The following is a 15,346-nucleotide window of genomic DNA, read 5'->3' as shown; positions in this document are numbered from 1 at the left end:
TATGTTCGATACGTCGTTGGCGGGTCCCGGGGCACTGGCCGATGCGGGCACCGAAGAGCTGGTGGCCACGATCGCCGGCTGGGCCGGGGTAGAGGCAGCTGCCGCCGCTCATCGTTTGGCCGCCATCGGAGAGTTGGTGGCACGCCGAAGCAGCGGCAATGGGTTCGACCGGTCCCGCTGGGCGTGCGACAACTGGGACGGCGCGGCCGCCGAGGTAGCCGCCGCTGAGCACATCAGCCACGGCATGGCGTCGTCCCAGATGTACCTGGCCAGTGCCCTGCGGGACAGAATCCCCGCGGTGGCTGCGCTGTTCCTGTCCGGCCGGATCAGTGCCCGACTGGCGTCGACCATCGCATGGCACACCACCTTGATCACCGACCCGGGCGTCCTGATGCTGGTCGACGCCGACCTGGCCGAGGTGGCCACCTCGCTTGGACCGCTCTCGTGCGCCAAAGCCGCAGCCGCCATCGACGCGCTGATCGAACGGCATGACCCGGCGGCGGTACGTCGGGCGCGTGACCGGGCCCGCGGGCGTGAGCTGGTCGTCGACACCAACCGCACCGAAGACGGGACCACCGCGCTGTGGGGCCGCCTATTTGCGGTGGACGCCGCCGCCCTGGACCAGCGCCTGATGCAGCTGGCCCACAGTGTCTGCGACGACGACCCCCGCACCCTGGCCCAGCGTCGCGCCGATGCGCTCGGCGCCCTGGCCGCCGGGGCTCAGTCGCTGGCCTGCGGCTGCGGCAACCGTGACTGCCCCGCCGCCGGAGAAGCCGATCCCCGAGCGAAAGGTGTCGTCGTCTATGTGGTCGCCGAGCCCGCCGCCCTCGATGCCACCCCCGACGGCCAGTTGTCCGGGGAGACCATCGGCACGGCTGCTCGGCCGGCACAGGCACGCCCCTCGCCGTCGGGACGCATCATCGGCGGCGGGAAGGTTCCGCCGGGCTTGCTGGCCGAACTCATTGCCGGTGGCGCCACCGTCAGACCCCTGGCGCAACCCACCGCCATGGCGGCTGAACTGGGCTACCGGCCCTCGGCCGCGCTGGCGGCCTTCATCCGCGCCCGCGACATCACATGCCGATTCCCTGGCTGCGACCGTCCGGCCACCGTGTGCGACATCGACCACGCCGTCCCCTTCCCCTGGGGACCGACGCACCCCTCCAACCTGCGGTGCCTATGCCGAAAGCACCACTTGCTCAAGACTTTTTGGACCGGCCACGATGGTTGGCGTGATCGTCAGCACTCAGACGGCACCATTGAATGGACCGCACCCACCGGCCACACGTACACCACGCAGCCCGGCAGCCGACTGTTGTTTCCCCGCATGTGTCTGCCTACCACCGCGCCACCAACCACCATCGCAGCGGCACCGTCGCCAGATCGTGGGCGTGAAGTCATGATGCCCACCCGCCGGAGCACCCGAGCCCAAGACCGGCTCCGGTGCATCGAAGCCGAACGCGCCGACAACGCGGCCCGGCGCGAGAGGCCCCCGCCGTAATGCGGCGTCGAGGTCTACGCCCCCAGCGGTGACTCGACCCGGATCTTCTCGTCACGGATCAGCCCGCGCAGCAGCGCTGTGCTGAACTCTGCGGCGATCTCCTTGGCGCTGCGCCGGCCGCTGGGCCGCAACCAGCGATACGCACCCAGCGTCATGCCGATGTAGCCCAATGCCAGCACGTGCGAGTCGCACGGGTAGAACTCGCCGCTGGCGATGCCGCGGTCGATCAGGCCGTGCACGTGCTCGTAGACCTGAGCTTCCTTCTCCCGGACCTCGGCGACCTGCTCCTCGGTGAACCACTCGGTGATGTAGGGCTGCTCCTGGAAATAGACTGCGGCACCTTCAGGATTGACCGCGATCTGGTCCAGCAGACGCACCGTGTACTGATACAGCGCCTCCCGCGCCGTCCACGACGGGTCGTCGTGTACGGCTTCCAACGTCCGCTCCGCGGCCTGCTGGTAGATGTCATAGAGGATCAGCGACTTGCTGGCGTAGTAGTGGTAGACCGTCGCCTTGTTCAGCCCCACTACGTCGGCGACATCGTCCATCCGGGTGCCGTGGTAGCCGCGGGCGGCGAACAGCTTGGTTGCGACCGCGAGCAACTCCTCGCGACGAGACGGGGCCTGGGTAGATCCCGCCGGCGTAGCCTTGCCGTTTGCCATGTGCACTCACTCTTCGGCCAGGCCGGTGTTAACGGCCGTATCAATCAACTGGTTGGAAGGATTCTAGGCAGTCCGCTGTTGCGACGTTGACGGGCCGACTAAACTGGTGAAATCCAAACTAAGGGGTTGACGACATGGGTCCTGGTTACGGTTACGATCCGAATCCGGATTACGAGATGAGCGACGAGGCGGAGTTCTTCTTCAAGTACCTGACTTGGGGCATTCGTGGCGTCGAAAGCGGCGGCGGCTACCCCCCGCAGAACTACCCTCCGGTGTAGTCCGGCTGCAATGAACCTGACTGACGGCCCCTGATCCTCCCGGATCGGGGGCCGTCGCTCGTCTCCCCGGCGGTGCAACAGCAAGGTGTCCTATCGTGGCCGGGTGACCTTCCAGCCGACTCTCCCCGGCGCGTGGAACTTTCGCGACGTCTCCGAGACCACCGGAGCGCTGCGCCCGGGCCGTTTGTTCCGCTCCAGCGAATTGAGTCGCCTCGAAGACCAGGGCCGCGACGAACTGCTGCGGCTCGGCGTGGCCGACATCGCCGATCTGCGATCCCCCCGCGAGGTCGCCCGCCGCGGGCCCGGACTGGTGCCCACCGGCGTCGGCATTCACCTGCTGCCCTTCCCCGATCTGGCCGGCGATCAGTCCCCGGACAGCTCGGCGCCGCACGAGGACGCCTTCCGCAACATGATGGCCGAGAAGCCCGACGAGGATTCCGCCGCCGACGTCGCCGCCCGGTACATGCTGGAGGAATACGAACGGTTCCCCACACTGGCGGGCTCCCGGCGAGCGGTGCACACGGTGGTGTCGCTACTGGCGGCCGGGCGGCCGGTGCTGGCGCACTGCTTCGCCGGCAAAGACCGCACGGGATTCGTCGTCGCGGTGGTGCTGCGGGCGGCCGGGGTGGATCGCGACGCCGTCGTCGCCGACTACCTGCGCAGCAACACGGCGGTTCCGGTGCTCCGGGACCGCATCATGGAGATGATTCGCGAACGACCCGAGGTCGAGATCACGCCCGAAGTACTCACATTCACCGAAGCCCGGCTCTCCGATGAGGTGCTCGGCGTACGCGCCGACTACCTGGATGCCGCCGAACGCTCGATCGAGACGAACTTTGGTTCGTTCGAAGGATTCCTGCGGGCCGCCGGAGTCACCGACGCCGACCGAGACGGGCTGCGCAGCGCGCTGCGCGGCTGAGGTGCTCGATCGGCGCCGGTGGACTGCGATTTACAGCGAGAAGTTGGCCGCCTTGGCCGCCGACAGGTCGGCGATCGTCGACCACTGCGCCGCGACGTCATCGACCGACGGCGGGTTCTCGAAGGTGGCACCGGCGTTCTCGAACAGCGCCGCGCGCTGCACCTTGCCACCACCGGCAATGAACACCGAGCCGGTCTCGGCGACCTCTTCGGTGCACAGGTAGGCCACCACCGGGGCGACGTACTCGGGCTTGAGCTTGGCCAGCACCTCGGGCGGCAGGATGTCCTCGGTCATCCGGGTGGCCGCGATGGGCGCAATCGCGTTGGCCTTGATGTTGTACTTGGCGCCCTCGATGGCCAGCGTGTTGATCATGCCGACCAGTCCGAGCTTGGCGGCGCCGTAGTTGGCCTGCCCGAAGTTGCCGAACAGCCCACTCGTGGAGGTGGCGACCACCACCCGGCCGAACCCCTGCTCCCGAAAGTGCGGCCACGCGGCACGGACTACGTTGTATCCGCCGTAGAGGTGCACCTGCAGTACGGCGTCCCAGTTCTCCGACGTCATCTTGTGGAAGGTGCCGTCCCGCAGGATGCCGGCGTTGCTGACGACGCCGTCGATCTTGCCGAACTCATCCACCGCGGTCTTGATGATGTTGGCGGCACCCTCGGCGTCGGCGACGCTGTCGTAGTTGGCGACTGCCCGACCGCCGGCCTCTTTGATCTCCGAGACCACCTGGTCGGCCATGTTGTGCCCGGCACCGGTGCCGTCGCGGGCACCTCCGAGGTCGTTGACCACCACACAGGCGCCCTCGCGGGCCAGGGTCAGAGCGTATTCACGGCCCAACCCGCCACCGGCTCCGGTGACGACGACTACACGATCCTGCACTCCGGACATCAGTTTCCTTCCTCGATTTCGATCGCCACGCTAGAACAGCCTGGAACAAGCGGTGCGCCACTTCCAGGCTTTCTCTGTATACGGGGGATGAATCGAGGCCGCTAGGCCGGGTCGGCTGTGCGCCTCAGGTGCGAACCGCGGTGACGAACTCGGAGAAGGCGTCCTCGTCGTCAGTCATGGTGACCCCCGTCCACCGGTTCAGCCGGCGCATCTCGGCGGTGGAGGGCTGGGCGCTGGCCCGCCAGCCGTGCTCGTCGAGCCACGCATCGACCGCAGCACGGTCTTCGTCCCGGTACATCAAGTCCTCAATGTCCACTGTCTGCGTCAGACCGATGGTCTCGGCGATCTTCTTGAATCGCTCCGACATCTGCTCGCGACGCTCATCGGAACGGTGATTGCCCGCGGTCTCCGCCGCGATCCGGCTTCCCGGCGCACTGAGCGCGGTGATCTGCTCGAACAGCCGGTCCTGGCTCTCGGCGGGCAGGTACATCAACAGTCCCTCGGCCAGCCATGCCGTCGGGGCGGCGGTGTCGAAGCCGGCGGCGGTCAGGGCGACCGGCCAATCCTGACGCAGATCGATGGCCACCGCGCGCCGCACTGCGGCCGGCGTCACGCCGTGGGCCGCCAGCGTCTGTTCCTTGTAGTCCAAGACTTTCGGCTGATCGATCTCGTAGACGACGGTGCCGGCGGGCCAGTCCAGCCGGTAGGCCCGCGAGTCCAGCCCGGAGGCCAGGATCACCACCTGCCGAATACCGGATTCGGCGGCGTCGGCGAAGTAGGCGTCGAAGAAGTGGGTGCGAACCGCCTGGTAGTTGCGCATGTGGTGGTAGACGGCAGCAATCTCGGGGTCAATCTCGGCGACCTTGTCGACCAGTGATTCGTCGAGCAGCGCCTCCCACACCCCGGTCCCGGCCCCGGCGACCAGCAGTCTGGCGTAGGGGTCCCGAATCAACGGGTCGGCACCCTCGGTCTCCGATGCCCGTGCGGCGGCCACCATGACCGCGGTCGAGCCGACACTGGTGGCGATATCCCAGGTGTCGTCGTTGGTACGGAGTGCGCTCATGGGCTTCCTTCATCTGGTAGCGGCCGTGGTGGACGCCATAGTACCGATGAAAGTTAGCCGGGCTATTAACTCTTGCCGTCGGAGGGCTGTTGCAACTTCCAGAGTTCCTGTGTCAACAGCGCCTGCAGCGAGGCAACCACGCCCGCCGAGTCCCCCTGGCTACCGCCCAGCGAGACGTAGAACGCGATTCCCCACAACACGGCCAACAGCATTTCGGCCAGGTCGGGGATTTTCGAGGTGGTGACGAGCTCCCCGCGGGCAATTGCGTCGGAGACCGCCTCGGTGAGGAATGCCCGGGGCAGGCCCTGGATATCGCCGGCCAGCGCGCGCAACGTCGGGTCACGCTGGGCATCGACCACTGCGGTGACCGCGAACGCCGCGGCAGTGGGGTCGTCCTCACCGAGTTGAGCCGCGGCCGCGATCACTGAAGACAGCTGTGCAACCAGGGTCGGCTCGCCGCGGGCCTGCTGGACGGCATGCTCGAACATGGCCGCCGCCTGGCCAAGAACCGCCTGATAAAGCAGTTGCTTGTTCGGAAAATAATGGTTGATCGCCGGGCGCGTTAGCTGCGCCCGTTCAGCCACCGCCTGGAACGTCGTTGCGTGGTAGCCGAATTCGCCGAAGAGCCCCCTGGCGGCAGTGACGATTCGCTCGCGCGTCTCATTCGAGCGTGCCCCCCGGGGACGCCCTACCCTCCGCAGTGCCGCGTTCTGCACCGCTCAAGTGTGGCACCGAAAGCCGATTTGCGCTTCACAACATCGCGATCACGAAGATTCACTTAAGAGTAGGCCGTGCGGTACCATAGCGAAGCTCAGCGAACTAAAGTCGACTTATGGGCGCGCTACTCTCTCGTCAGGCGTACTTCGAGACAGGTCTCGAGGTGCTGTCCGAATTGGGCTACGGCGGACTCAAGCTTGCGGAGGTCTGCAATCGGCTCGGCGTCACCACCGGCTCGTTCTACCACTACTTCACCAGCTGGCCGGTTTACACCCGTGACCTGGTGCAACACTGGCTTGAAGAGCGCACCGTCCAGCAGGTGGAGTTTGTCCGCGCGATACCCGACCCACGCCAGCGCCTCGACAGCCTGATCCAGATCGGCCTGACACTGCCGCACAGCGCCGAAGCTGCCATCCGCGCCTGGAGCTCGGCGGATGCGCGGGTACATGCGGTGCAGACCGAAGTGGACCAGCAACGCTTCGATATTCTCCGCGAATCGGCGCTGGAGGTGCTCGGGGACGAGCGTCAGGCGCAACTGTTCGCTAACTGGGCCATTTATCTGCTGATCGGCTACGAGCAGGCGCTGCTGCCGCGCGACGGCTCGACGTTCGAATGGATCGCCGGCCAACTTCTCGACGCGCTGGACTCCGGCAGGTTTGCCACGGCGTCCTCGTCGACGGCCGGAACGCCGCCTACAGCGCGCTGATCCGTTGCACCGGCAGGCGCGCCCCACGACGTTTGCTGACAGCTAATCCGCTTTCGATCAGCAACCGCACCACTCGGTGCCGGTGTGGTCGCATCGGCTCCATCAGCTCCACCATGGCGGCATCGGTGAACGGCTCCTCGAAGGGAAGCCCGAGCAGTGTGCGGCCGATCATCGGCGCCAGGTGATAGTCCCCGACCGACAACGCGTCGGCATCACCGAATGCGCGCTGCGCAGTCTCGGCAGCGGTCCACTCCCCCACGCCGGGTAGCGACATCAGGGCGGCCCTGGCCTCTGCGGGCGGGCGGGCCGTCAGCCGTTCCAGGGCGGAGGCCCGCCGTGCGCATCCGACAATGGTGCGGGCGCGCCCTCCGTCGACGTTGGCGAGGTGGAACTTCCAGGACGGAATGGCCTGCCAGGTCTGCGCCGACGGCGGCACCCGCATGCGTTCCGGTGCCGGGCCGGGCGCCGGCGAACCGAATTCGGTCACCAGCAGCCGCCACGCGCGGAAGGCGTCGATACCCGGCACCCGCTGTTCGAGCACGGCCGGGACAAGGGCCTCGAGTACCTGTCCGGTACGCCCCAGTCGCAGGTGGGGCACCCGCCGGTGTGCGGCGACCACCGTCGGATCGGTCGGGACGAAGTCGGTTGCCGTGTCATGGGCACCGAGGAGCCCGGGCGCGGCGTCGAGGAACTCTTCGGCGCCGGGACCCCAAGCCTGGCAGTCCACCGCGTCGGGCGCGGCCCGGCTGATGCGCGCCGTCACCGGCCCGCTGACCATCAGGCTGGTTCGCCAGAAGGCACCGTCGATAACCTGCAGACACGGGTCACCCGGCCCACGGCGCAGCGGAGCCAGGGCCCGTGCGGGATCGACTGGCCCGGGGAACATGACCGTGCGGCAGAGCGAATCACTGATGACGTAATCATAAGGATCCGTTGTCCGCGTTGACCGGTCCGCGCCGTCAGGTCACGATGGTCAGGTGGCCACCCCGTTCGACGATCCGCAAGCAGAGTTGGCATGGATGTTTCTCCAGGGCATCTGCGGCGACGACGATTTAGACGAGATATTCACGCTGGTCAGCGACGGTTTCACCTGGTGGACCATCTTGACCCGCGAGGCCGTCGACAAGGACACCCTGCGGCTGGAGGTCGAGCAGCGCCGTCTCGGGCTGCGCATCGAGTTGGAGCTGGTGCGGTGCATCAACGAGCACGAGACCGTGGTGATCGAAGCGCTGGGTGACTGCGTCACCGCCGACGGTTCGCACTACGACAGTCCCCTGGTGTTCATCGTCGACACCGAAGACGGGCGGATCGTGTCGGTGCGTGAGTACACCGACACTCGCTACGCCGGGCCACTGCTGGGGCTCTAGGGGCACCATTCGAAGGAATCTTCGCCCTAGAGCGGACACCCCTGCCCGCGCGATACCTCGGTGTAGAGGCTGCACAGGGAGTCGGTCGTCAGCTTCCATGATCCGGCATGTTCAACCCAGTTGATCTCCCGGCGCTGGGCACCAATGCCCATCACGGCCATGACCAGTTGGGAACTCAGTCGATCTCCGTTCGACACCGGATCTTCCACCCTCATGGAGACCATCGATCGATGCTGCGCCATGGGCCCCGCCAGGACATCGGCGACGGGCAATGCGGCGGCACCCGCCTCAAGGTAAGAGGCGCGCAGCGCGCGGTCCGCATCGGTGTCGAATATGACCGCCACCTGGGAGGTGAGCTGGCTGGCCGACGGCACCGGCGTCACCGGAGGCTCCGCGTGCGCGTGAACGCCTCCCAACCCCGACGCGATACCCATGGTCACTGTCGCGAAGAAGACTGACTTTCGCTGCCTACCGATACGGCGAACGCTGTTAAGTGACATCTCTGGACTTCCTCTGATTAGTAGCGGTGAGGCTTCTGGGATGCGCACGCCCCGAATGGCATTGGATCGGAAAGACGTTCACCCAAAAAGAGGCTTACCTCGTTGGTGCGCAGCGGATTGAGAGAGATCGGCAATGACACGTAGCCATGCCCAGGATCACGGACGTAGTCCAAGTAGTCGGGCGTGCTGTTCTCGGCAATGATGAGCGCATTGGGCCGCAGCCGCGGTTCCAGCAGGCGCAGTATCGGACGGTACAGACTGAGAGCGCCATCAAGATGGACGAGGTCTATCGGCCGGCCTAGGTTCGCACGCAACGTATCAAGGGCATCTCCGGCCCGGACGTCGACCAAATCGCCTAATCCCGCCGCAATAATGTGATCCCGAGCCCGTGCAGCTTTGCTGGGTTCGAGTTCGGTGCCGATGATGACGCCGCCGCCGTTGTCGCGGAGTGCGCAAGCCAGGTAGATCGTGGAGACACCGAAGGACGTGCCGAACTCGACAATGCTCGTGGCATTGCGCGCACGAGCACAGATATAGAGCAACCGACCGAATTCCGGTGACACGCAGAGGTAATTGTCCACAGCTCGGCGATACAGATCCTTGTAGTCCCTCGCCTCCGCCTCAAGCACCGCGAACAGGGGATCGATGCCGGCGTTTGCTCCATCGACCAGGTCGGCAACAAATGCAGCATCGGAGATCTCCGCCTCGCGGAACAGCCTGGCGAGGACGTCGACGACCTGCGGAGAGTCGAGCGAATTCATCGGATCACGTCTACCTTCGAATGTGTAGTCAAGCGCGCCAAAGTTATTCAGGTGGATTCGTTCAGCTGAGCCCGGTGCGTCCGCGGGCCCAGTAGGCGCGCGCTTTGATCCGGGGAGTGACGCCCGGTCGGCGACGCAGATCGCGACGCACCGCACTGACAGTCGCCGCATCGCCAGTGACGACGGCGTCAACGGGCGAGTCGGTACCGTCTTCAATGGCGTCCGCGAGAGCACTCAACACGGCCCCGGGATCATCGGACTTCTTCAAACAATGGGTGTTGTCGCCGATGCCGAGCGCGTTCAGTACGTCTTCCAATGCGGCGGGGTCTGTTGCCTCGTAGATATAGCGTGCCGCTGGGTTGAGTCGGGTCAGCGCGTAGGCCAAACCCACGCTGGTCTCATCTCCGATAAAGACGGTATTCGGAACGGTGTCCGAGAGATCCAACGAACGGCTGGGTCCGAATACTTCCGCCATATCGCCGGCGGAGGCGTCCTCGAACCAGCCTACGGCGGGGCCGTCGCCGTGGCGGTATGCGATCACGGCAGTGGCGCCCGTGTCGCGGTTCCAATCGATGGGTGTGTAAGTCCGCATCGCCAGAGAACCCCGCCGAGGGCGAATTTGCAGCTTGTCACCCGGCGTCCATGTGGCACGGGTAAAGGCGTCGCACGCCAGAGTGACTTTGAAGAACTGCGCAGATAGCTCTGTTGCTTCCGTGACGAGCACGGACGTGAAGAGCACGTCCGCAGCCAGATCAGATAGACGAGCCGTAATCGGTGCCATGAGAACTCTTTTCCTTATCGATGAGTTGAACGGGATAGCGGTGTCAAACATGACTAGTGGGTCGGCCAGCTGCCGGGCAGCAAAGGCCGCGAAAGCGCTGCTTCGTCGTCGACGGGTGTATCGACCAGGACGCAGCCCCGAGCGCTGGACGGAGCGGTGGCTCGATTTCGGCCGCGTGCGCCGGAGCCGCGATCGGTCGGTAAGGTCGCCGCCGCGACTTTGTCGGCCGCTGCCGCGGGCTCCGGTGAGTGGGCCTGGTCTTCAAGGAACGCGTAGGCGCGCATGCGTTCCCCGCCTGCAAGATCCCGCCGCCGACGTCTTCGCCTGGCTCGCGCCGCAGCGGTCCTGGCGACAGCGGGCGGTCTCACTGCGCTGGCCGCGGCGTAGGGCTCCTGGGCGCCCCCGCCCTCCTTCGCTATCGGGGGATGTGGTGGATCAAGGCGTGCAGCCGCAACGGCGTAAATCGGGGGTCCGACCGGGCCCGCACCGGCGGATGGCGGGGGTGCGTCGTAAGTCGCCGCGGGTGCTGCTGAAGACGGCGAGCCCACGCTCTGGGGACCGTGTGACTGGGCCAACGGATGCGCAACTGCGGTTAACGCAGCTCGCGGCGGTTGGACAGGGCTGGACGGCAGCTCAGGCGCCGACCCGTCGATGAGCGGGGACCAGCGGCTGGGGTCGGATAGAGCGACCGCAAGAGGAATGGCCAACGCCGGGGCGAACAGAAAGAGGGCCGACCCGATCTGCAACGCAAAGAGCGTAAGGCTGATGCTGACGTAACCCGCGAGGGCACCCAGCGCCGCGAACAACGGTGTGAGAACAGTGATCGCGGCAGTTGGGTTGGTAACCAGCAGGGTCAAGACCTCTCCGAGACTGAGGTTCCCGAGCGCTTCGATCACCTCGAAGACCGGCGCCGGGATCAGTATCCGCAGGATGCCGTCGATGAGTTCAGCCAGACCGGAGTCGCCGTTACTCAGCGCCGTCGCCCCCCGGGCAGAGTTGGCGAGCGCGTCTGCCCTAAGGGGGTCGACCGTCAGGGTCGACGGCACAGCCGGCAGCTTCGGTGTGCCGACCTGCATAGCGCGCGTGACTCCGTCGTAGACCGACATTGCTGTGGCGGCTTGGATCCACATTCGTTGGTAATCAGCTTCGTTGGCAGCGATGGGGACGGTATTGATCCCAAAGAAATTTGTGGCAACCAAGAGCGTGTGCGTGCTGTGGTTCAGTGCGAGCTCGGCAAGCGTGGGCATCTCGCTCAGCGCGAGGGTGTAGGCGTTCACGGTCAGCTCCAGCCGAGAGCCCGTCAACGCACTGGCCCTCGCCACGTCGTCCAGCCAGCCGAGGTAGCGATGATGCGCGGCCACATAGCGCCGCGCAGCCGGTCCCTGCCATGTCCCGGTGTGCACCGTGACCAGGATCTGCAGGAGTTCGCTTGCTGCTTCGTCGTATCGCGCCGCCAATGCGTTCCACTCCGCTGCCGCGGCCAGCATCGGCCCTGCTCCAGGCCCGATCGACAACCGGGCCGAGTGCACTTCCGGTGGAGAGGCGAACCACAGCACGCCGGTCATCGGCGCGGTACGTCTGGCAGCCGTGCCGCTGCCGCGCGATGTGTGCTCATGGATTGATCACTCCGTCGGGTCTGGGTTGCGAGGTAGAGGCAGCAGGCAAATGCGAGCTGTGATCATGGGAACCGGCGCCGGCGGTTCTGCTATTTGCGCAGTTCACAGCTCTATTATCGGCACGAATAGCGCGATCGCGCTACTCGCGTTATAACCGGGTGAGTGGGGGCGCGACGGTCCTATTCGCGCGCCAGCCTGCGCGGCCAATTCGGCTCCGGCAATGAACAGATCGGCGCGCGCCCAACTCCGGCGCTACTCGCATTTGCCGTCCACCGTGGGGTGACCCAGAAATACGTGTCGAGCGCACCGGCGAACAGACGCGCCCAAGTTCTCGGCCTAGTCTGGGGTCCGCCCCACTACTTAGGACGTCCGGTGCCGATCGACCCGCATGAGCTTCAGCCGCGCAAACGCCCCCAGCAACAGCGTTCTCAGCAGACTCGGGAACACATCCTCGAAGCGGCGATCGAGGTCTTCACCGAGTACGGCTACGCCCGGGGAACAACCAACCGCATCGCCGAGCGCGCCGAGATCTCCATCGGCTCGCTGTACCAGTACTACCCCAACAAAGACGCCATCGTCATAGCCCTCGCTACCCGCCACCTCGACAACGGCATCGACCATGTCAACCAACGACGACAAACCGGGTCCGCTGCCACGCTTGAAGCCGTGCTCAACGACATCGTGGGCACTGCCATCGATAACCACCGCCACGATCCCGAGTACCTGCGACTCCTCATTGAACAGGCACCCCGTTCGGGTGAGCTCATGGCCAAAGTAGCTGCGCTGCAGGATGCATCGACCCAGAGCATGCGCGAGCTGCTCGCCACGTATCCCGAAGTTGTCGTTGAAGATCTCAATGCCGCGGCACGGCTCACCGTCACCACCATCGAGTTAGTCGTCCATCACATGCTCGCCGCACCCCGAGCCCTCGACTCTGGTGACCTCCACAAGGAGCTGGTCGCCATGCTGACGCGCTATCTCACCAGCGCCTAGGCGCCTCAGTCTTCGGCGATGCTGATCTCGGCCTTGTTCGGGTAGAAGGCGACATGCCCGGCGATCGCCGCGACCGCCGGAAACGGCTGCTCGTAGGTCCAGATCGCGTCAGCGACGGACTCGCCATCCGCCGTGGTCACGCTGTAGTAGGCGGCATCGCCCTTGAACGGGCAGTAGCTGGTGGTGGCCGACTTGCTCAGTACGTCTTGGTGAACATCGGCCAACGGAATGTACTGCACTGCAGGATGATTGGATTCCTGCAGAGTCAACGCGGCAGCGCTGTCCGCGATCACCTGGCCGCCGATTCGTACGGTAACCCGCCGACCGGTCGGGGCCACCGTGATCGGGTAGTCGGCGCTGGGGGTGTGAATGGGTCGTCCGCTCGAAGAGCCGTGCGTCATCCCGGGGTACCTCGCTTCTTGGCGTCACGCAGTTTCATCCAGAAACGCGCGGCCTCCCGGATCGATTCCTCCACCGGTCGGGGCTGCCAGCCGAGTTCGCGCACTGCCTTGCTGTGGTCCACCGGAGCTTCGGCGCGCATCATCCGCACGGACTTGAGGCTCAGCTCGGCATCTTTGCCGCTCAGCCGGGCCCGGATGCTGCCCAACGCACCCAAGGCATACAGCGCCGGCACCGAGATCGAGCGTGACGGCGCCGGTACCCCGGCCTCATCCGCGGCGATCTTGACTACTTCCTGCAGCTGGATCAGTCGCTCGGAGATCAGATAGCGCTCGCCGTTGCGGCCGTGCTCGGCGGCCAGGATCATGGCGCGGGCGGCGTCGTCGACCCCGACGACCTCCAGCTCGATCCCCTTCATCAGGAACGGCAGCTTGCCGAAGGCCGCCCCGGCGATGAACGCCCCGTGCGGGGTCCGGCCCCAGTCACCGTCTCCATAGGTGGTGGACACACACATCGCGACCGCGGGCAAGCCGGATTCGACTGCACTGCGCAGCACCAGTTCTTCAGCCTGCACTCGAGAGCGCACGTAGGGGGTGAGCCCGCGCGGGTTGATGATGTCGGCCTCGGTGGCCACGTGACCGCGACGACGGCCGACCGTCGCGTAGCTGCTGGTGAAGACGAACCGGTGCAGGCCCGCGTTCTTGGCCACCTCCAGGACGTTGCGGGTTCCCTCTACGTTCGTGCGGAACAGCGGGCTCGGATCCTGCAGCCAGGCACGGGTGTCCACGACGCAGTAGTAGACATCGTCGCAGCCGGCCATCGCCTCGGCGAGGGTGGCGGAGTCGAAGATGTCGCCGTGGAATCGGGTGACGTCGAGGTGGTCGATCGCGATGGTGTTGGCGCTCGGGCGCACCATCACGCGCACGTGTTCTCCGGCGTCGACCAGCCGGCGGGTGACGTGTGACCCCAGGAACCCGTTGGCCCCGATGACGAGCTTGGGCTTGCCGCTCACGCGTTACCTCCGAATTGCTGCATCCAGGCGGCTGCCTCGTCGTCGAGGGTGCCGAGTTCCTGGGACTTGCGGCACCATTTCATGGTCGCGGTGACGAAGCGCAGCGGGTTGTAGATGTCCTCCTGGCGGCACCACAGACCGTCACCGGCGTAGGTGACGATCGAGATGTTGGTGGCGCTGATGATGGTTCCGTCGCCGGGGTCGCGCATCGGATTGTCCAGCTCGCAGATGATGCGCCCACGCTCCTCATCGATGACCGTCCACAGCGCGGGGAACTCGGTCATGTAACTGCCGGGGAAGGTCGACATGGTCTTGCGGATCCAGGTGCGGACCTCATCGCGGCCATGCATGGTGCCCATCGCATGCTCGATGTATTCGACATCGGGGGTGTAGTGGGCGACCCAGGCGTCCCAGTCCTTGGTCTCGGCGGCACGGGCGACGGTCTGCTCGAACACATCAAATGCCGCAGCGAGTTCTGCGCGGCTGAACTGCGGATTCGTCATGCGAAGAACTAGAACACGTTCTAGCCATGTTGTCGAGGGAGCGTCACCGAAATCGAATCTGGGTTTATATTCACCGGCAGTGTTACGGTGTCGCCGGCGGCCCACCGCGGGCCATGAGGAGGTTCGGCAGCCCGTGACGTCACCCAAGCCCACCGTCGGCCTGCACCACGCGGCCTACGCCTGCGCAGACCTCGAGGCCACCAACCACTTCTATGAAGACCTGCTGGGCCTCCCGCTGGTGCACACCGAAGTCGAACATCTTCAAGAGGGCTTCTTCCGGCACGTGTTCTACGACCTCGGCGACGGCTCGTGCATCGCGTTCTTCGACTTGCACGGAGTGGGCGAGAAACCCGACTGGTCCAGCTCGTTGTCGCGCCCGAACGGGCTGCCGGTGTGGGTGAACCACTTCGCCTTCCGGGCCACCGAGGAGAAGCAGAACGAGGTCCGGGCCAGGATGGACGCCGCCGGGATCAAGGCGCTCATGGACGTCGACCACGGCTGGTGCCACTCGCTGTACTACCTGGACCCCAACGGCATCATGATCGAGCTGTGCCGCGACACCCCGGGGTTCGAACCCGACTCCGAGCAGGCACACAAACTGCTCAACAGCACCGAACGGGCGGCTGACCCCAAGGTGGTCACGTCGAAGACCGCCACCACCCAGCTCGGCTGAATCGGGC

Annotated in this window: 19 protein-coding genes; 7 read left to right on the top strand and 12 right to left on the bottom strand. The window is 65.8% G+C overall.

What is annotated here, in order from left to right:
• Position 1 precedes the first annotated feature (1 nt).
• Complete coding sequence (locus tag G6N09_RS09150; protein WP_083027704.1) at positions 2-1,498, top strand: HNH endonuclease signature motif containing protein; 1,497 nt, start codon at positions 2-4, stop codon at positions 1,496-1,498.
• 14 nt (positions 1,499-1,512) lie between these two features.
• Here the strand turns inward: G6N09_RS09150 and G6N09_RS09145 are convergent, their stop codons facing one another.
• Positions 1,513-2,160: a TetR/AcrR family transcriptional regulator gene (locus G6N09_RS09145; protein WP_083027730.1), complete on the bottom strand. Its 648-nt coding sequence runs from the start codon at positions 2,158-2,160 to the stop codon at positions 1,513-1,515.
• Positions 2,161-2,294: 134 nt separating this feature from the next.
• Here G6N09_RS09145 and G6N09_RS09140 point away from each other — a divergent pair, with 134 nt between their 5' ends.
• Positions 2,295-2,438 carry a hypothetical protein gene (locus G6N09_RS09140; protein ID WP_109559017.1) on the top strand — a complete coding sequence of 48 codons (144 nt, stop codon included), beginning with the start codon at positions 2,295-2,297 and terminating at the stop codon, positions 2,436-2,438.
• 103 nt (positions 2,439-2,541) lie between these two features.
• Positions 2,542-3,357 carry a tyrosine-protein phosphatase gene (locus G6N09_RS09135; RefSeq protein WP_083027731.1) on the top strand — a complete coding sequence of 272 codons (816 nt, stop codon included), beginning with the start codon at positions 2,542-2,544 and terminating at the stop codon, positions 3,355-3,357.
• A 30-nt stretch (positions 3,358-3,387) separates the two neighbouring features.
• Here G6N09_RS09135 and G6N09_RS09130 read toward each other — a convergent pair whose 3' ends face one another.
• The 3 genes from G6N09_RS09130 to G6N09_RS09120 all read right to left on the bottom strand — a co-directional run bounded on the left by G6N09_RS09130 (position 3,388) and on the right by G6N09_RS09120 (position 6,027).
• Positions 3,388-4,248 carry an SDR family oxidoreductase gene (locus G6N09_RS09130; protein ID WP_083027705.1) on the bottom strand — a complete coding sequence of 287 codons (861 nt, stop codon included), beginning with the start codon at positions 4,246-4,248 and terminating at the stop codon, positions 3,388-3,390.
• Positions 4,249-4,372: 124 nt separating this feature from the next.
• Positions 4,373-5,311, bottom strand: a complete 939-nt coding sequence (locus tag G6N09_RS09125; protein ID WP_083027706.1) for a class I SAM-dependent methyltransferase — start codon at positions 5,309-5,311, stop codon at positions 4,373-4,375.
• 65 nt (positions 5,312-5,376) lie between these two features.
• Complete coding sequence (locus G6N09_RS09120; protein ID WP_083027707.1) at positions 5,377-6,027, bottom strand: TetR/AcrR family transcriptional regulator; 651 nt, start codon at positions 6,025-6,027, stop codon at positions 5,377-5,379.
• A gap of 116 nt (positions 6,028-6,143) precedes the next feature.
• On the opposite strand from G6N09_RS09120, the gene G6N09_RS09115 reads away from it, so the two are divergent.
• Positions 6,144-6,734, top strand: a complete 591-nt coding sequence (locus tag G6N09_RS09115; RefSeq protein ID WP_083027708.1) for a TetR/AcrR family transcriptional regulator — start codon at positions 6,144-6,146, stop codon at positions 6,732-6,734.
• On the opposite strand, the gene G6N09_RS09110 is transcribed toward G6N09_RS09115, so the two are convergent.
• Positions 6,721-7,620 carry a DNA-3-methyladenine glycosylase family protein gene (locus tag G6N09_RS09110; RefSeq protein ID WP_083027709.1) on the bottom strand — a complete coding sequence of 300 codons (900 nt, stop codon included), beginning with the start codon at positions 7,618-7,620 and terminating at the stop codon, positions 6,721-6,723. The two genes, G6N09_RS09115 and G6N09_RS09110, sit on opposite strands and share 14 nt — an antisense overlap.
• Before the next feature lie 91 nt (positions 7,621-7,711).
• Between G6N09_RS09110 and G6N09_RS09105 the strand changes: the two genes are divergently transcribed.
• Positions 7,712-8,101: a nuclear transport factor 2 family protein gene (locus tag G6N09_RS09105; RefSeq protein WP_083027710.1), complete on the top strand. Its 390-nt coding sequence runs from the start codon at positions 7,712-7,714 to the stop codon at positions 8,099-8,101.
• Between the two features lie 26 nt (positions 8,102-8,127).
• On the opposite strand, the gene G6N09_RS09100 is transcribed toward G6N09_RS09105, so the two are convergent.
• From G6N09_RS09100 to G6N09_RS09085, 4 genes are all read right to left on the bottom strand, one after another.
• Complete coding sequence (locus G6N09_RS09100) at positions 8,128-8,484, bottom strand: MTB12 C-terminal domain-containing protein (protein ID WP_109559023.1); 357 nt, start codon at positions 8,482-8,484, stop codon at positions 8,128-8,130.
• A gap of 134 nt (positions 8,485-8,618) precedes the next feature.
• Positions 8,619-9,362: an O-methyltransferase gene (locus tag G6N09_RS09095; RefSeq protein WP_083027711.1), complete on the bottom strand. Its 744-nt coding sequence runs from the start codon at positions 9,360-9,362 to the stop codon at positions 8,619-8,621.
• A gap of 61 nt (positions 9,363-9,423) precedes the next feature.
• Positions 9,424-10,143 carry a siderophore-interacting protein gene (locus tag G6N09_RS09090; protein WP_083027712.1) on the bottom strand — a complete coding sequence of 240 codons (720 nt, stop codon included), beginning with the start codon at positions 10,141-10,143 and terminating at the stop codon, positions 9,424-9,426.
• A gap of 53 nt (positions 10,144-10,196) precedes the next feature.
• Positions 10,197-11,708, bottom strand: a complete 1,512-nt coding sequence (locus tag G6N09_RS09085; protein ID WP_083027713.1) for a PPE domain-containing protein — start codon at positions 11,706-11,708, stop codon at positions 10,197-10,199.
• A gap of 429 nt (positions 11,709-12,137) precedes the next feature.
• Here G6N09_RS09085 and G6N09_RS09080 point away from each other — a divergent pair, with 429 nt between their 5' ends.
• Positions 12,138-12,752 (top strand): TetR/AcrR family transcriptional regulator, encoded by a 615-nt coding sequence (locus tag G6N09_RS09080; protein ID WP_083027733.1) that lies wholly within the window; start codon positions 12,138-12,140, stop codon positions 12,750-12,752.
• A 5-nt stretch (positions 12,753-12,757) separates the two neighbouring features.
• On the opposite strand, the gene G6N09_RS09075 is transcribed toward G6N09_RS09080, so the two are convergent.
• Genes G6N09_RS09075 through G6N09_RS09065 form a run of 3 tightly spaced genes read right to left on the bottom strand, consistent with a single transcriptional unit; the run spans position 12,758 to position 14,666 of the window.
• Positions 12,758-13,153: a DUF427 domain-containing protein gene (locus G6N09_RS09075; protein ID WP_083027714.1), complete on the bottom strand. Its 396-nt coding sequence runs from the start codon at positions 13,151-13,153 to the stop codon at positions 12,758-12,760.
• Entirely contained in the window at positions 13,150-14,163 is a 1,014-nt protein-coding gene (locus G6N09_RS09070) for an NAD-dependent epimerase/dehydratase family protein (RefSeq protein WP_083027715.1), read from the bottom strand. Before G6N09_RS09070 ends, G6N09_RS09075 begins: the two co-directional genes overlap by 4 nt.
• Positions 14,160-14,666 (bottom strand): nuclear transport factor 2 family protein, encoded by a 507-nt coding sequence (locus G6N09_RS09065; RefSeq protein WP_083027716.1) that lies wholly within the window; start codon positions 14,664-14,666, stop codon positions 14,160-14,162. The genes G6N09_RS09070 and G6N09_RS09065 overlap by 4 nt, the downstream gene beginning before the upstream one ends.
• Positions 14,667-14,799: 133 nt before the next feature.
• Here G6N09_RS09065 and G6N09_RS09060 point away from each other — a divergent pair, with 133 nt between their 5' ends.
• Entirely contained in the window at positions 14,800-15,339 is a 540-nt protein-coding gene (locus G6N09_RS09060) for a VOC family protein (protein ID WP_163752737.1), read from the top strand.
• Positions 15,340-15,346 lie beyond the last annotated feature (7 nt).

This window comes from Mycolicibacter minnesotensis, from assembly GCF_010731755.1.
GTDB lineage: Bacteria > Actinomycetota > Actinomycetes > Mycobacteriales > Mycobacteriaceae > Mycobacterium > Mycobacterium minnesotense.
This window is presented reverse-complemented; position numbering and strand designations above follow the sequence as displayed.

Excerpts from the sequence above, each read along its gene's own strand:
- G6N09_RS09150 (WP_083027704.1), top strand. The coding sequence starts at position 2 with ATGTTCGATACGTCGTTGGCGGGTCCCGGGGCACTGGCCGATGCGGGC.
- G6N09_RS09140 (WP_109559017.1), top strand. The coding sequence starts at position 2,295 with ATGGGTCCTGGTTACGGTTACGATCCGAATCCGGATTACGAGATGAGC.
- G6N09_RS09065 (WP_083027716.1), bottom strand. The coding sequence starts at position 14,666 with ATGACGAATCCGCAGTTCAGCCGCGCAGAACTCGCTGCGGCATTTGAT.
- G6N09_RS09125 (WP_083027706.1), bottom strand. The coding sequence starts at position 5,311 with ATGAGCGCACTCCGTACCAACGACGACACCTGGGATATCGCCACCAGT.
- G6N09_RS09095 (WP_083027711.1), bottom strand. The coding sequence starts at position 9,362 with ATGAATTCGCTCGACTCTCCGCAGGTCGTCGACGTCCTCGCCAGGCTG.
- G6N09_RS09075 (WP_083027714.1), bottom strand. The coding sequence starts at position 13,153 with ATGACGCACGGCTCTTCGAGCGGACGACCCATTCACACCCCCAGCGCC.
- G6N09_RS09130 (WP_083027705.1), bottom strand. The coding sequence starts at position 4,248 with ATGTCCGGAGTGCAGGATCGTGTAGTCGTCGTCACCGGAGCCGGTGGC.
- G6N09_RS09090 (WP_083027712.1), bottom strand. The coding sequence starts at position 10,143 with ATGGCACCGATTACGGCTCGTCTATCTGATCTGGCTGCGGACGTGCTC.
- G6N09_RS09110 (WP_083027709.1), bottom strand. The coding sequence starts at position 7,620 with ATGTTCCCCGGGCCAGTCGATCCCGCACGGGCCCTGGCTCCGCTGCGC.
- G6N09_RS09145 (WP_083027730.1), bottom strand. The coding sequence starts at position 2,160 with ATGGCAAACGGCAAGGCTACGCCGGCGGGATCTACCCAGGCCCCGTCT.
- G6N09_RS09115 (WP_083027708.1), top strand. The coding sequence starts at position 6,144 with ATGGGCGCGCTACTCTCTCGTCAGGCGTACTTCGAGACAGGTCTCGAG.
- G6N09_RS09085 (WP_083027713.1), bottom strand. The coding sequence starts at position 11,708 with ATGACCGGCGTGCTGTGGTTCGCCTCTCCACCGGAAGTGCACTCGGCC.